Genomic DNA, 15,427 nt, shown 5'->3' on the forward strand with positions numbered 1-15,427 from the left:
TGCACCATAACCGATTAACCCTACTTCAAATCCTTCAAAATCTCAGCAACAGCTTTTTCCAGTTGCGGGTCTTTGTCTGCCAGGCGGTCTTCGAAAGTATTTTTCACAAAAATATCTGGCTTAACACCTTCCTTCTCGATGTTTTTGCCATCCATAGTATAACAACCCCAAGATGGCAAACGGTAAGAAGAGCCATCTACCAAGCCTTTTGCCGAGGTAAAAATAATCCAGCGGTAGGTTTCGGTACCGATTATTTTGCCCAGCTTTAATTGTTTAAAGCCAGCCGCAGTCATTTCAGCATCGCTTAACGATTGTTCGTTAATTAACAGCACAATTGGTTTTACAGCCGGACCAAAGTTACTTTGTGGCGCCAATTTACCACCCCGGTATTTCCATTGCAGGTAAGGACGCTGAGAAAGGAATTTCAATACATCATCGTGTACGTTACCTCCGGTATTGTAACGCAGGTCTAAAATAATGGCTTCCTTGTTTTCTTCCTGGGCTACCATATCCAACAGGAAAGTTTCAAGTTCACCGGTGCCCATATTTTTCATATAGGAATAAGCGATGCGGTTATTGCCCCATTTATCTACATTTTTGTGGTTTTGGGTAATCCATTCATCATACAGGTTATTTCTTAAAGCACCAGAACTTTCAGGGTGCACATTAACAAATATCTGTTTACCGTTACGGTTAAAGGTCAGCGTCATTTCGCGGTCTAAAGAAGGTTTACTGAAGTAATAATCGCGGTCTATTTTTTCATCTATTTTTACCCCGTTCACTTCTGTTAAAATATCGCCTTCTAAAATATTTGTACCGGTATAGGCCGCATTACTTTTGGCTACAATCCGTTCAACTTTTAACGGGTTTTCATCGTCGAAAATAATTCCGGTTTCGTTGGTTACATAAGTCAAGTTCTTACGTTCTTCGGCCCCCAAACTGTTAAAGCCCATGTGCGAAGAGTTAAGCTCACCCAACATATCGTTTAACAGGATACGCAGGTCGCTACGGTTATTCACGTAAGGCAAATAAGCAGCATAGCGGGTTTTCATTTTATCCCAGTCTACGCCATGAAATTTTTCATCATAAAAATTTTCGTCAAGACCTACCCAGGTTTCGTAAAACATCTGGTTAAACTCGGCATTTAAGTTCCGGGTAAATTTATAACCATGGTCTACCCGATCCAGCTTATTGGCTTCTAAAGTATACTTGTTAATTACGCCCCGGGTTAACACAAAAAACTTATCGCCGGCCTGGATTAGGGAATAATCGCCGCCATCGGCTACCTTTTCAGTTTTATTGGCTTCAAAAGGTTCGATAGTGGTTCTGTACAAACCAGGTGCGCCTCCTTCGTGGTTAGAAGAATAAAACACATAAGTCTTATCTCCTTTGGCATAGGCATCGGTTCCAAACTGGCCTCCAAAAGCAGGTCCAACCAACTCTACCCTATCCAGAATATCCTGCGTATTAATGGTAATTACATTTGCAGGCTTAACCTCAGCTTTCTTTTTAGTAGTATCTGCTTTTGCCTTTTTATCATTTTTATTGGTTGAAGGCTCGGGTTTAACAACTGGGTTTGCAGGCTTCGTTTCTTTAAACAAATCATCAAATTTATCAGAACGGAAAGGGTCACCATAATTATCCAGGGCCATGCGGTAAATATGGGCACTAGACATCCCGGTAGGATACGATGGTTTGGTGCGTGCACTGGTAAAGAAAATGTATTTGCCATCTGGCGACCATGCCGGTCCAGTTTCTGTAACCCCTGTATTGGTTAAATTAATGGTTTTATTGCCCTTGATATTATGCACCATAATATCCTGTTCAAAATTGCGGTAAACGGTAAATAGTACATATTCATCATTTGGCGAAAAACTTGGAGCTGCACTTTGCAAAGCCCAAAACTCATCGGTTACCAGGGTTTTGCTTTCAAAATTTTTAAGATCCATTAGCTTCAGTTCATTTCTGCCACTTAAATAAACCGCCATGGTTTTGGTTTTATTCAGGGTAATATCGCGGTTATTCGCTTTATCTTTGGTTAACTGCTTTACCGTTCCTTTACCATCACCGGTAATGGTAAACCAGTTCTGGAAGCCGTTAGCGGTTTGACTAAATAATATTGTTTTGTTATCAGCCAGCCATTTACATTCCATAGCACGTTCGCCACTGTTGGTAATTTTACGGATAAATTTTCCATCGGCATCACTTACAAAAACTTCGCCCCGCGAAATGAAAGCCATTTTTTTACCGTCAGTTGAAACATCAAATGCAGAAATATTGCCCCGTACATCGTATTCCTGTTCTTTGCTCAACACCTGATTCCGCGAAGTGCTGATGTTCACTTTTTCCGTTTTTTTGGTTGCAACATCGTAGGTATATAGCTGATAATCTTTTTCGAACACTACGGTAGTTCCGTTTGCAGCAACAAATGGGCGTTTAATAGAAGTATCGAAATTGGTGAGTCCTGTTTTTTTTCCTCCAATAAAAGTATAGAGATTGTATTCATCGTTACCCTCGTCTGATACAAAAAACACATTTCCTTTCTGATCTACACTGGTCCAGAAATCTTTTCCAATATAATCGGTATAGCGTTTATAGCTTTTCGTTTTCGGGTTATACGATTGGATATCAGGATTATAAGCGCCTTTATAATGTTTGCGGTTGGCAAAACGCATACTTTCCCAGGTATCGTTAAAAAACAATTCGCCTGTTGGCGATTCGGCAATGTGGTGCGTAGTGTTAAAATAATTATTAAATAAACGCACTGCTGTACCTCCGTTTACATTTACTTTATAACTCGAAAAAGAGTTGTAACGGCCCGAGGTAAAATAGATGGTTTTAGAATCCCAGCTCCAGTTGTCAACCTCATCAGCAGCATCGTTAAAGGTGAGTTGCTTAATATCGCCACCTGCAAGCGGCATCACATACACATCGTAATTACCAAACTGGTTAGATGAAAAAGCAAGCCACTTTCCATCTGGAGAAATTTTCGGATTAATTTCTTCACCCTGCATAGCTGTAATACGCGATGCTACACCGCCTTTTACCGGTACTTTCCAAATATCGCCGTCATAGCTGAATACTATTGTCTGCGCATCGGGCGTTAAAGCAGGATATGCGGCAAAATAAGTTTGGTTTTGGCCAAATGAATGCGCCGGCCATAAAAAAGCCAGGGCCGCAAGTGATTTTACTAGGGATTTGATCATGATTAAGTTAGTTTGGCGCTGAAAAGGTAGCCATTTCTTAATAAAAAACAGCCTAACCTTAAGAACGATAAAATATATGGATGAAATTACGCAACAGTTTTTATAATCGTAAACAATAAAATGTATTTTTGATTGATTTGAAAGTAGTACACTTAAATACCTATGACGGAAATGGCGGGGCAGGCCGGGCCTGTTTGCGCCTGAGCGATGCTTTAAAAGCCAGTGGAATAGATTCAAAAGTATTGGTTTACTATAAATTTGGGCAAAACCCCAAAATAGATACCTTTAGCAAATCTCCTTTGCAGAAAGCGAGGGCTGTTTACAATATCTTATCAGAAAGATATTTTGCCAAGTGGCTGAGCAAATCAGTTAAAACACCCTTCAGCCTGCAATGGTTCGGCCGCTCAGTAATCAACCATCCGGATGTTAAAAATGCCGATATTATCCATTTACATTGGGTAAATCACGGTTTTCTGAACCCTAAGTTTTTGGCACAGCTGGATGAACTGGAAAAACCTATTGTATGGACCTTTCATGATAGTAATGCTTTTACGGGTGGCTGCCATGTGCGCTATGGCTGCGAACATTTTCACCAGCAATGTGGTAATTGCCCGATTTTAAAAATCAGCGGTAAAAATGACATTTCGCACAAAACCTGGAAGCGCAAACAAAAAGCCTATACCGAATTAAATTTCCATATTGTTGCACCCAGTAACTGGATGGCCGCATCGGTAAAGTTTAGCAGTTTGCTGGGCACCCGAAAAACCACGGTGATTCCAAATACCATCGAAACCAAAATTTTTAAGCCTTATGTAAAGGCTGAAGCAAAGAAAATACTAAAGATCAATCCCGATAAATTTGTGTTAATGAGTGGTTTTATGCCCTCTAAAAATGATAAGCATAAAGGAACCCCCTATTTAATCGAGGCTTTAGAAATTTTAGCACGCCGGCAGGGAATTCAAAAAGAGAATATCGAGATTGTGATTTTTGGGAATAAAGACAATGCAGAAATGCCCGAATTTCCGTTTAAAACCACTTTTTTGGGCACCATTAATAAAGATGATCATTTGGCTAAATGCTATTCGGCAGCCGATGCTTTTATTACCCCCTCGCTGGAAGATAATTTACCCAACACGGTAATGGAAAGCCTGGCCTGCGCTACGCCTGTGGTGGCCTTTACTACCGGCGGCATACCCGATATGGTAAAACACATGCAAAACGGGTACCTGGCCGAATACCAGAATGCCGAAGATCTGGCCAATGGTATCGAATGGCTCTACCATCGTCCCAATAAAGATGAGATTCAAAAAGCTGCCCGGTTAAGTATCCTCACCGATTTTTCTGAAGAGGTAATTGCTGCCGAACACATTCATTTGTACGAAACCTTGATTGATTTACAACCGAAATAAGATCCTAATTAGTCCAACACTGTTGGACTAATTGTAAACAACTACCCTATAGCGAGTTAAATTTAGTTCATTACTAACTACACCCCACCAACCAATTCTTATTGTGCGGTTCGCCCTCAAAATGTTTGGCCAATTTCATTTTCACCCACAGTCAGCAAAAATTACTTAATCTTTATTAAATTTACTCCAATCCAAAAAAACACCCCCTTGCCAAAGTTAACCGTCATTACCATAGTGTATAATAACGTTCGTGATATTGAACGTACCATAAAATCTGTTTTAAACCAGACTTATCCAAACATAGAATATATCGTAATAGATGGCGCCTCATCTGACGGAACATTACAGGTAGTTGAACAGTATAAAGATCAGATTTCGAAAATCGTATCCGAACCCGACAAGGGAATATATGATGCCATGAATAAAGGTTTAGCCCTGGCTACTGGCGATTATGTACTTTTCATGAATTCGGGAGATGAAATATACGATCCCAAAACCGTAGCAGATGTTTTTGCAAGTTCGCCGGGGGCCGATATTTATTATGGTGAAACCGAAATGTATAACGATAACTGGGAAAGTTTAGGCCGCAGAAGACATGAAGCCCCTGAAGAATTTGACTGGACCAGTTTTAAATATGGGATGAATATCAGCCATCAGGCCATTTATATTCGCCGCAGCATTATTGTACCTTACGATTTAAGCTTTAAATACAGTTCAGATATCGACTGGATTATCAAAGCGGCAAAAAAGGCTTCGAATATTGTAAATGTACACCGATACGTGGCTAAATACCTGGTTGGCGGCATGAGCAAGAAAAAACACCGCGAAAGTTTAAAAGAGCGGTTTAATATCTTTAGTAAGTACTATGGCCTGCTGCCAAACATTTTTAATCATGTGGTTATTGCAGTGAATTTAGCATGGTACTTTATCAAACACCGAAGGACAAATGATTAGTTTATGAATGAAGATATTAACGAACTCCTCTCTTATTACAAAAATCAGAAAGCCTTTTTTGAATCTTTAATTGAACAAGATACAAATGATGGTGATTACAATTCGGTTGTTCTTAACACTAAAGTACTAGGTAATATTAAACATAAAATTAATATAATCGAATCTTTGCTTGACCCGTTCGCAAAAGAGAAAGATAGATTGAAAAATATAATTAATTTTTATGTTGAAAAAAGCTATCTCGAAGAATCTGATGAAAAGAGAAATCATATCTTAGTACAGATTGACCATAAGTTAGACCAACTGAACAGTTATAGAACAGGCTATTTTAACGATGGACAAGAGTTTGATGACGTTATCTTTGACCTGGTTGAAAATAAGATCAGTGCTTTTATTTTTAACCTGCGGAAAGAAAAAAATCTTCACCTCAGATTTTCTATCAAAAAAAACAAAATCATTATCCGGTTAACCCCATTTGCAGCCATTTTGGATAGGGATTGTTTTACCAAAAATGTAATAACTGTTCTTAAACAAATCGGATTTAAGAAAAATAAATTGCGCACCTGTTTTCAAATTAAATATCCATTGGATGACTTTAAAGACGCAATCCCTATCAAAGCAATTGTTAGTCAGGTAATTTATGAGGCCTTCTATAACTATCAAATAAATAAATCCACAACAATAGAGATTACCTCCTAATCTTAAATTTCTAAAAACAATAACTTTTCCCAACTGTCTTTAATACATACCTATTAAAAACAGAAAAGATTATGGGACGATTAAGTAACCGCACAATTGCTGTTCTTTCAGAAAGCGGATTTGAAGAAGTAGAATTAACAGAACCAGTAAAAAGATTAAAAGAAGAAGGTGCAACCGTTCACATCATCTCCGCTAAAAGTGGTAAAATAAAAGCCTGGGATCACGATCATTGGTCGATTGAGGTTGAGGTAGACAAAACCCTTACCGAAGCAAATGCATCAGACTACAGCGCTCTACTTTTGCCCGGAGGCGTAATTAATCCCGACCAGTTGCGGGTTAACAGCGATGCACTGGCTTTTGTGAAATCATTTTTCAATGATGGGAAACCCGTTGCTGCCATTTGCCACGGCCCACAAACGCTCATTAATGCTGATGTGGTACAAGGACGGAAAATGACATCTGTTAAAAACATTTCGCAGGATTTAATTAATGCAGGGGCTTTATGGTCGGATGAAGAGGTGGTGGTGGACCAGGGTTTGGTTACCAGCCGCACCCCAAAAGACTTACCTGCATTTAACGATAAAATTGTAGAGGAATTTGCCGAAGGTGTTCATGAAGGCCAGCACGCCTAAAAACTTTGGACGCTCTTTCTAGATTCACTCAAAAACGGTTGGCAGTAGCTGACCGTTTTATTTAACCTTTATATTTGGGATCATTTTTTCTGAATCGCGCAGCAATTTTTTCCAGCTCCGCATCTGTTAATCTGGATGTTTTTTTAAGTTCCGCCACAAAAGCTTTCACTTCTTCTTCAGATGCCGGACAACCAATAATATTATCTCCTTTTACTTCAAAACCTGTACCTGCCGGGCGGATATGAGAATCGACTATTAACTTTCCGTTTGCATCAAAAATGAACCACAATGGGATTCCAAATCCTTCACTATTGTACTTTTTCATCAAATCTTCTGCTCCGGGATTTTGATCAGGTTTCTTTGCCGGATCGTGCTCCAATACAGTTAAATGTTCTATGACATAACTTTTATCAAATAAAGGCTTGATTTCCGGATCATTGATGGAGGCATCCATTTTATGGCACCAACCGCACCAGGAGGCATGAAATATAATCAAAACATGTTTCTTCTCTTTTTTGGCTTTTACCAGAGCCGTTTTTAAGACCTGATCAGCAGTTGGAGGTGTATCATTTTTAAAGGCCGAGATTAACAGCAGCACGCAAATACCCGTTGTAAAAAGAAATCTTTTCATAAGTTTTTGATTTTAAACCAAATATAATAATTTACAGTTTAACCTGGCGAATGATATTCTTGATGTTCAGTTCAATAATATCGGTCATGGTACTGCACCTCAGGTAATTGGTATCTTTAAAATAATCGCTCATTCCCTGTTTTAGCTGAGCAATATTTTCGGGCGTGGTGAGCGCTTCTTTGTTCGATACATCGCGTAAATCGGTTAAACGGTGCCGCTCGCTCCTCACGCGGTGCACAATGGATGATCTTTCTTCCTGCTGATATTGCAATACGGTTTTATCAGTTAACTGTTCCATACTCATTTTCACATAAGGCAGGTTTTCTTTAAAAAACTGGGGCAGGTAAACTTTCAGATTGCCTTCATAAAACTGTTGATCGAAATCAATTGCCCTGATGCGGAACTGGATATCGTCAAAATCGGGTGTAATCTGAACCACAAAATTATAGGCCCGCATATCTCCCAAAAGCATAATTAAACAACGTTCGTTAAATTTCACAAACTCCTTTGCTATACGAGTAGGATTAAATTCCGGGGCATACAACTGGCCTTTGGTAAAAACATCGCCCGGAATGCCGGCAATATGTTCTTCTACCAGGGTATCGCCATCTACCAGATAATTAACCTGATTGGGCGAAAGTATTTCTTCCATCTCCAGCCCATAAATACGTGAAGCATCGGCTTTTTTGATGTAGAAATAATCATAAACATCGTTTAGCCGGTTTACAATCCTAATTCGGAAAGGGTGTGTATTACCGAAAGTACAATATTCAATTTTATCGATGTATTTATGTTCTACGATACGCAAGTTCCCCGAAGCTTTCAGGTTGGCATAAACTTCTTTCAACCCGTTATGCAGCGGTTCAATTAAATCCTGGGCATAAATGGGGCCTTCCCAAAGCGAATCTTTACCAAACTTATCCATTAGCGGGAAAGCCTCGTTAAACTGCATTAAATCCTGATAGGAAATGGGCAGTTTAGCCTCACGCTGGTAGGTACGCAAATATTTCTGCAAAGCAGGGCTAACCGGAAAAATCGGTTTCTTTTTTGAAATTTTTACGTCGTTGTTTTCCATTTATTGACAAGGTACTATTTTAAAAATTTAACCACAAAGGCCACAAAGCTTTATGCAAAGTTTAAACCTCTTAGCGCATTTTGTGCACCCATAGCGTTCTTTGCGGTTAAGACTTTGGATAACTAAATGGCAAGCCACTCAAATACCGGCTTATTTTGCGGTAAGGATAATTCCCTGCGCCATGATCGGCAAACTGTACAATAATGGTGTTTGTTTTAGGATCGATATACAAACGCTGGCCCAGCATACCTTCTGCTGCATAATCTCCTTTTTCACCTTCCTGCGGAATCCACCAAAGGTAATGATGAGCCGATTGCTGCCAACCCTTTGCCGATGCTGGCTTTTCGGTGCCAATATTTACTGATTGGTTTACCCAATTTTCGGGAACAACCTGCAGGCCATTATATTTACCTTTATTTAAATACAAGCGACCTATTTTAGCCCAATCGATGGCCGTAACCTGAAAGCGGCTGGCCGTATTGGTTATACCGTTTAGCTGGTCTAAACCCCAGGTTGCATTGTATTCAGCGCCTATTTTTTGCCATAGATGCGACTGGAAGTATTGAGCTACCGATTGGCCGGTTGCTTTTTTCAGCACCCAGCCCAATAAAATCGGATCGATGCTTTTGTATTTCCAAACTGTACCGGGCCGATTGACCAGCTTCACTTTCATCAGCTCAGCTTTCACATTATCGGTATAATAATATTTGGCTTCATCAGAAAAGAAAGCCTTTAAAATACCTCCTATTGCATCCTGAAAATCAAGCCCCGATTTCATATCTAACAGGTTCTTTAAAGTAATTTCGGCAAATGCAGGGTTGGCTTTTAACTCCGGAATATAAACTGTAACCTTATCGCTAAGGCTTTTTATCTTTCGCTCGTTTATAGCCTGGCCAATCAGGATAGAAATCATGCTTTTTGCACCCGAAAAAATAGTAGTTAGGGTACTATCACTATACCCCTTATCGTATCTTTCGTATAAAACACTATCATTTCTGATTACAAGAAAAACATTGATGGCTCCATTCTTTAAATAGGCTTTTAATGGAATTGAATGGTTTTCGCCATCTAAAACATGAAGCGTATCTAAATCATTGCGCTGCACCGCTGGCCTGATAAAATGAAAAGCCGAATCACTTTTATGTACAAGCTCCTGCGGAAAAGCTTTATAGGTTTCGGCGCCGGGTGTACGGTACTTTAATACTTTAAGCAAATAGGGATGCCATACAAATAACCCAAAAAGAGAGAAGAAAAAAGCGTAAATGAAAATTAAGAGTATTTTTTTGATGGTTTTCATTGCAGGCGGATATTATACCCACAAATATAAAATATTTAGGAGCGCTGTTGAACTAGGCCTCAATATTCTGATCTTTCACTGTTGTTTTTGGGCCATTATCTTCCCTTTTATATTTCCACCTGCGGTGGCTCCATAACCAATAGGCCGGCTCGGCTTTGATTATTTCCTCTAAAAAGCGGGTATGAAGTTCCGTAATTTCATAATCGGTGGTTTCAGCCGGATTTAAACACAGCGGCACGCAATCTACTTCGTAATATCCCCTTTTTAATACACTAATCCTGAAATAAAATATAGGTCTGTTGGTTTTTTTGGCAATTTTTTCAATCCCCAATTGTATAGCGCTCGGCTGGTTCATAAAAATTGTCCAGTAGTGCGATTCTTCACGCGTGGGCGCCTGGTCGTTGCCAAAACTGAAAATACTGGGTTTATCCTTACTAGCCTGTAATGCACGCATCGTTTGCCGCATGGCAATTAATTGATTACCGAATTTGCCGCGCACTTTTTTAAACCAATGATCAAAAAACGGATTGCTTAATGGTTTATAAATGGGATAATGATTGGCTGCAAAATTAAGTCCGGCGCCCAAAGTACCCCATTCCCAATTACCATAATGCGCTGAACAAACAAGGATACTTTCGCCACGACTTAAATAAGCCTGAATCTGTTCCTTATTTTTAAAAACAAAGCGCTTTTCAACTTCCTTTGCAGAAATACTGCTCATTTTAAGGATTTCGAAAATCAAATCGGCCAGATAATGGTAATAACGTTTTTCAATAATAAGGAGTTCGGCAGCGCTTTTTTCCGGAAATGCGCACTTCAGGTTGGTTCTTACGACTTGTTTCCTATAACCAAAAACATAGTACAGCAGCAGGTAGGTAATATCTGCAAATAGATATAATACAGTTAAAGGGAATAATGATAAGACGCTTAAAAAAAATATCCCCAAATGGGAAATCCCCTTTTTGATCATACTGGCACGAGTTGAAATCCTAGTAACCAGTAACTCAAAAAATCATGCCACAAAAAAATTATCTTTTGGGACCGGGAAGAGAATTATGCCATTGCATCCATGGTATTCTGGTCGTTTGACACCGCAGGTGCAGCCTTTGGTTCCCGCTTATATTTCCATCTGCGGTGGCTCCACAGCCAATAAGCAGGTGCTTCGCTAATCATATCTTCCAAAAACCGGGTATGCATTTCAGTAATTTCGAATTCGGCAGTTTCTGTTGGATTTAAACAGATCGGAACACAATCTACCTCGTAATAACCCCGTTTTAGTGTATTAATTTTAAGATAAAAAACCGGACGGTTAGTCTTTTTGGCAATTTTTTCTACGCCCAGCTGGATGGAAGATTCCTGGTTTAAAAATGTTGTCCAATAAGTAGAATCTTCTCTCGAAGGTGCCTGATCGCTTCCGAAAGTAAACATGGTTGCTTCGTTCTTACTGGCCTGAATAGCCCTTAAAGTTTGGCGCATAGATACCATGTGGTTTCCAAACCTGCTCCTCATTTCCAGAAACCAATGATCAAACGTTTCGCTGCTTAAGGGCTTGTATATGGGATAATGTTCGCCAGAAAAAGCTAATCCAATGGCCATGCAAACCCATTCATAATTACCGAAATGTGCTGAACAAAAAATAACGCTTTCATTATTTTTAAGATAAGCTTCAACAAGATCAACATTTTTGAAAACAACTCTTTTTTGGAGTTCTTTTTTAGAAATGCTTTTCATTTTAATCACTTCTATAAAAAGGGAGGCCAGAAATTTATAAAATCTTTTTTCTATGGCCTTGATTTCAATATTGCTTTTTTCGGGGAAGGCATTGTGCAGGTTTTCTTTAACCACCTTTCTGCGGTAGCCGAAAACATAAAAGATTAACAGATAAAAAGCATCTGCCAACCGGTATAAAATGAATAGCGGTAAAAGAGAGAGTAAATTCAACAAAGATATACCCCCTCTGGATAACCATTTATTAATCATGCTATTATGGGACATTATCTGGTAATAACGTACAAATTTACGGCATATTTCACAGCAATTATCATCATTTTGTTTTTTTTACATACATCAGCAATTTGAGGCCGTAATCATATATAACAGACCCGGTTTCAGGATTACGAAATGCTAAATCTCCCCTCATCCGGTGGTTGATTAAAAAAAATGCGTAAAATGAAAAAAGCCCCGATTTTCATCAGGGCTTTCCTATTTTTTCTAATTCCCCTTTGGGGATTAGGGATTTTAAGCAAATTGTTTTCCTTTAACTTTACGTTCTTGCTCAGTTAAGAAGATTTTACGTAAACGCATGCTTTGCGGAGTAACTTCAATGTACTCATCAGCCTGAATGTATTCCATTGCTTCTTCCAGCGAGAATTTAATTGCCGGCGCAATACGGGTGTTATCATCAGTACCTGATGCACGCATGTTGGTTAAAGCTTTACCTTTTACGATGTTAATTACTAAATCGTTATCACGGATGTGCTCTCCTAAAATTTGTCCTTCGTAAATATCAACTCCCGGATCAACAAAGAAACGACCTCTATCCTGTAATTTATCGATCGAATAAGCAGTAGTAGTACCTTTATCCATCGAAATTAATACCCCATTTAAACGGCCAGGGATAGTACCTTTCCAAGGCTCGTAAGCTTTGAAACGGTGTGCCATAATCGCCTCACCAGCTGTAGCTGTTAAAACGTTGTTACGTAAACCGATGATACCACGAGATGGGATTTCGAATTCCAAGTGTTGTAAATCACCTTTTGGCTCCATAATCAATAACTCACCTTTACGTTGGGTTACCAATTCGATTACTTTACCAGAAACTTCTGCAGGTACATCTACAATTAAAGTTTCAACCGGCTCATGTTTTTTACCGTCGATTTCTTTAACAATTACCTGTGGCTGACCAACTTGTAACTCATAACCTTCGCGGCGCATAGTTTCGATTAATACGGATAAGTGAAGAATACCACGGCCGTATACCAACCATGAATCAGCACCTTGAGTTTCAACAACTTTCAACGCCAGGTTTTTCTCCATCTCTTTAATCAAACGGTCTTTGATACGTTGAGAAGTTACCAGTTTACCTTCTTTACCGAAGAAAGGAGAGTTATTAATGGTAAACAACATGTTCATTGTTGGCTCATCAATACTGATTACCGGTAATTGCTCCGGAGCTTCAAAATCAGCAATGGTATCGCCAATTTCAAAACCATCAATACCTACAACAGCACAGATATCACCTGATCTTACTTCAGTAGCTTTTACTTTACCTAAACCTTCGAAAGTATAAAGTTCTTTTACTCTTGATTTAACAATTTTGCCATCGCGTTTAATTAAAGTAACCGGCTGGTTTTCTTTAATGGTACCGCGGTGAACACGACCAATTGCAATACGACCTACGAAAGAAGAATAATCTAAAGAGGTGATTTGCATTTGTAAAGTACCTTCGTTCATTGGTGCTGCAGGAATGTTCTCTACTACAGCATCTAATAAAGCAAAAATATCAGTTGTTGGTTTTTGCCAGTCGGTACTCATCCATCCTTGTTTAGATGAACCGTAAATAACCGGGAAATCCAATTGCTCTTCAGTAGCTTCAAGGTTAAAGAACAATTCGAAAATTTGCTCGTAAACCTCTTCCGGGCGACAGTTTTCTTTATCTACTTTGTTTACAACCACAATTGGTTTTAAACCCAGTGCCAAAGCTTTTTGCGTTACGAAACGCGTTTGAGGCATTGCACCTTCAAAAGCGTCGCAAAGTAAAAGTACACCATCGGCCATTTTTAAAACACGCTCTACCTCACCGCCGAAATCCGCGTGACCAGGAGTGTCAATAATGTTAATTTTTACATCTTTGTATTGAACAGAAACGTTTTTAGACACGATGGTGATACCACGCTCACGCTCTAAATCGTTGTTATCCAATATCAACTCTCCTGTTTGTTCGTTGTCACGAAAAATAGAACAAGAGTGTAAAATCTTATCAACCAACGTGGTTTTACCGTGGTCAACGTGTGCTATAATAGCTATATTTCTAATCTTTTGCATAAAATGCGCCTCAAATTTGGCGCAAAGATAGTGTTTAAAAATGGATTTTCAACTATACAAGTCACTATTTAATAAGAAGATAATGTTGTAATTAGCTCATTTTTAATCAGAAAAACCAGGCGATCAAACTACTGTCCATGGTTGCTTTAGCGTTACTGCAGCTTTAACCACTCCTCGTAAGCAATTACGCCCAACTCCGGACGGGCCTCTCCTGCTAAAATGGCAATAAACTCCAAAGCATGTCCGTCAGGATCGTTAAAATAAATAGCCACAGCTGGCATCCAGGCAAATACCATAGGTGCAGCATCATCGCTTTTTAAAAAATTATAAGGCTTCAGGTTATGTTGCGTTAAAAAACTAACGGATTTATCGAGCACATCAGCCACCTCACACCTGAATGCAAAATGCCTGATATCGATTTCAGTTTTTGGTTTCTCCCAAATGCCCAGCATAGCTTCCTGTGGTTTTCCGATCCAGAAAAAGGCAATTCTGCGCCCTTCTTCGTAATGGCATTGCGTTAAGCCTAAAACATTGCTATAAAAATCTATAGACCTTTCTAAATTTTCAACATAAATATGCGTTTCAAATAATCCTTTTATCATAATATGAAGGTAGCGATAAGGCAAATGCATAAAAAATCATGTTTTTCGATAAACACATCAATAAAATTGATAGTTATAGATAAACGCAGCTATTTTGGGTTACCCTGAAGCTTAATTTGGTATTAAGGATGATTTTGCGAACAATACATGAAAAGGCTTCTTAAATATGCAGGCAGATTTAGTCTGGTTTTGATTGTGTTAATCGCACTTTATTTCCTGCTGGCCTTTTGTTTATCGCGCATTACCATCAATACTAATCCTGTTAATAAACCCGAGGTTGCCATTTACATCATGACCAATGGCGTGCATACCGATATTGTAATGCCTGCGGTAAGCCAAGACATAGACTGGACGAAAGAAATCAGCTATAAAAATACTTTAGAAGCCGATAGCACCTATCAATACCTGGCCATGGGCTGGGGTGATAAAAAATTCTATCTGGAAACACCTGCTTTTGCCGACCTTAAATTAAGTACCGCAATCAGGGCCATTTCAGGGTTGAGCACTTCAGCGATGCACACCACTTATTATCAAAATATAAAAGAAGATAACGACTGTAAAAAAATCATGATCAGCAACGAACAATACAAACAGCTGATTAATTATGTGCTGAACAGCTTTAAAAAAGATAGCTCGGGCCATTTAATGCCTGTTAAAACATCAGTTCATTACGATATTGGCGATGCTTTTTATGAGGCAAAGGGCAGCTACAGTATTTTTAAAACCTGCAACACCTGGGCAAATGCCGCGTTAAAAGCTTGCGGGCAAAAAAGCTGCCTGTGGACTATTTTTGATACCGGCATTTTTATCAAGTACAGATAATTTACAAAGAAGGCAAGCGTAAAATGCTTTCACAGCTTGCTTTACACATTAAACAATTA

At 39.1% G+C, this 15,427-nt stretch carries 13 protein-coding genes; 5 read left to right on the forward strand and 8 right to left on the reverse strand.

What is annotated here, in order from left to right; genetic code table 11:
* Positions 1-20: 20 nt before the first annotated feature.
* Positions 21-3,206, reverse strand: a complete 3,186-nt coding sequence (locus tag BLR37_RS12425; protein WP_090769027.1) for a S41 family peptidase — start codon at positions 3,204-3,206, stop codon at positions 21-23.
* A 128-nt stretch (positions 3,207-3,334) separates the two neighbouring features.
* On the opposite strand from BLR37_RS12425, the gene BLR37_RS12430 reads away from it, so the two are divergent.
* The 4 genes from BLR37_RS12430 to BLR37_RS12445 all read left to right on the forward strand — a co-directional run bounded on the left by BLR37_RS12430 (position 3,335) and on the right by BLR37_RS12445 (position 6,897).
* Positions 3,335-4,615 (forward strand): glycosyltransferase family 4 protein, encoded by a 1,281-nt coding sequence (locus BLR37_RS12430; protein WP_090769029.1) that lies wholly within the window; start codon positions 3,335-3,337, stop codon positions 4,613-4,615.
* Positions 4,616-4,822: 207 nt separating this feature from the next.
* Complete coding sequence (locus BLR37_RS12435) at positions 4,823-5,569, forward strand: glycosyltransferase family 2 protein (RefSeq protein WP_090769031.1); 747 nt, start codon at positions 4,823-4,825, stop codon at positions 5,567-5,569.
* Positions 5,570-5,572: 3 nt separating this feature from the next.
* Positions 5,573-6,265 (forward strand): hypothetical protein, encoded by a 693-nt coding sequence (locus BLR37_RS12440; RefSeq protein WP_090769033.1) that lies wholly within the window; start codon positions 5,573-5,575, stop codon positions 6,263-6,265.
* 71 nt (positions 6,266-6,336) lie between these two features.
* On the forward strand, positions 6,337-6,897 hold the full coding sequence (locus BLR37_RS12445) for a type 1 glutamine amidotransferase domain-containing protein (protein WP_090769035.1): 561 nt from the start codon (positions 6,337-6,339) through the stop codon (positions 6,895-6,897).
* A gap of 61 nt (positions 6,898-6,958) precedes the next feature.
* Here the strand turns inward: BLR37_RS12445 and BLR37_RS12450 are convergent, their stop codons facing one another.
* The 7 genes from BLR37_RS12450 to BLR37_RS12480 all read right to left on the reverse strand — a co-directional run bounded on the left by BLR37_RS12450 (position 6,959) and on the right by BLR37_RS12480 (position 14,546).
* On the reverse strand, positions 6,959-7,528 hold the full coding sequence (locus BLR37_RS12450; RefSeq protein WP_090769037.1) for a thioredoxin family protein: 570 nt from the start codon (positions 7,526-7,528) through the stop codon (positions 6,959-6,961).
* Between the two features lie 31 nt (positions 7,529-7,559).
* Positions 7,560-8,603: a hypothetical protein gene (locus BLR37_RS12455; RefSeq protein WP_090769039.1), complete on the reverse strand. Its 1,044-nt coding sequence runs from the start codon at positions 8,601-8,603 to the stop codon at positions 7,560-7,562.
* 106 nt (positions 8,604-8,709) lie between these two features.
* Positions 8,710-9,900 (reverse strand): serine hydrolase domain-containing protein, encoded by a 1,191-nt coding sequence (locus BLR37_RS12460; protein WP_090769041.1) that lies wholly within the window; start codon positions 9,898-9,900, stop codon positions 8,710-8,712.
* 52 nt (positions 9,901-9,952) lie between these two features.
* Positions 9,953-10,900, reverse strand: coding sequence for a lysophospholipid acyltransferase family protein (locus BLR37_RS12465; RefSeq protein ID WP_341844542.1), 948 nt, complete (start codon positions 10,898-10,900; stop codon positions 9,953-9,955).
* Positions 10,901-10,953: 53 nt separating this feature from the next.
* Positions 10,954-11,880, reverse strand: a complete 927-nt coding sequence (locus tag BLR37_RS12470; RefSeq protein ID WP_090769045.1) for a lysophospholipid acyltransferase family protein — start codon at positions 11,878-11,880, stop codon at positions 10,954-10,956.
* 258 nt (positions 11,881-12,138) lie between these two features.
* Positions 12,139-13,944 (reverse strand): translational GTPase TypA, encoded by a 1,806-nt coding sequence (gene typA, locus BLR37_RS12475; protein WP_090769047.1) that lies wholly within the window; start codon positions 13,942-13,944, stop codon positions 12,139-12,141.
* Between the two features lie 152 nt (positions 13,945-14,096).
* Complete coding sequence (locus BLR37_RS12480; RefSeq protein ID WP_090769049.1) at positions 14,097-14,546, reverse strand: VOC family protein; 450 nt, start codon at positions 14,544-14,546, stop codon at positions 14,097-14,099.
* Between the two features lie 147 nt (positions 14,547-14,693).
* Between BLR37_RS12480 and BLR37_RS12485 the strand changes: the two genes are divergently transcribed.
* Positions 14,694-15,368, forward strand: a complete 675-nt coding sequence (locus tag BLR37_RS12485) for a TIGR02117 family protein (RefSeq protein ID WP_208599652.1) — start codon at positions 14,694-14,696, stop codon at positions 15,366-15,368.
* Positions 15,369-15,427: the final 59 nt, after the last annotated feature.

It is taken from the genome of Pedobacter soli, assembly GCF_900101435.1.
GTDB classification, from domain to species: Bacteria; Bacteroidota; Bacteroidia; order Sphingobacteriales; family Sphingobacteriaceae; genus Pedobacter; species Pedobacter soli.

Excerpts from the sequence above, each read along its gene's own strand:
- BLR37_RS12480 (WP_090769049.1), bottom strand. The coding sequence starts at position 14,546 with ATGATAAAAGGATTATTTGAAACGCATATTTATGTTGAAAATTTAGAA.
- BLR37_RS12470 (WP_090769045.1), bottom strand. The coding sequence starts at position 11,880 with ATGATTAATAAATGGTTATCCAGAGGGGGTATATCTTTGTTGAATTTA.
- BLR37_RS12445 (WP_090769035.1), top strand. The coding sequence starts at position 6,337 with ATGGGACGATTAAGTAACCGCACAATTGCTGTTCTTTCAGAAAGCGGA.
- BLR37_RS12440 (WP_090769033.1), top strand. The coding sequence starts at position 5,573 with ATGAATGAAGATATTAACGAACTCCTCTCTTATTACAAAAATCAGAAA.
- BLR37_RS12425 (WP_090769027.1), bottom strand. The coding sequence starts at position 3,206 with ATGATCAAATCCCTAGTAAAATCACTTGCGGCCCTGGCTTTTTTATGG.
- BLR37_RS12485 (WP_208599652.1), top strand. The coding sequence starts at position 14,694 with ATGAAAAGGCTTCTTAAATATGCAGGCAGATTTAGTCTGGTTTTGATT.
- BLR37_RS12450 (WP_090769037.1), bottom strand. The coding sequence starts at position 7,528 with ATGAAAAGATTTCTTTTTACAACGGGTATTTGCGTGCTGCTGTTAATC.
- BLR37_RS12460 (WP_090769041.1), bottom strand. The coding sequence starts at position 9,900 with ATGAAAACCATCAAAAAAATACTCTTAATTTTCATTTACGCTTTTTTC.
- BLR37_RS12455 (WP_090769039.1), bottom strand. The coding sequence starts at position 8,603 with ATGGAAAACAACGACGTAAAAATTTCAAAAAAGAAACCGATTTTTCCG.
- typA (WP_090769047.1), bottom strand. The coding sequence starts at position 13,944 with ATGCAAAAGATTAGAAATATAGCTATTATAGCACACGTTGACCACGGT.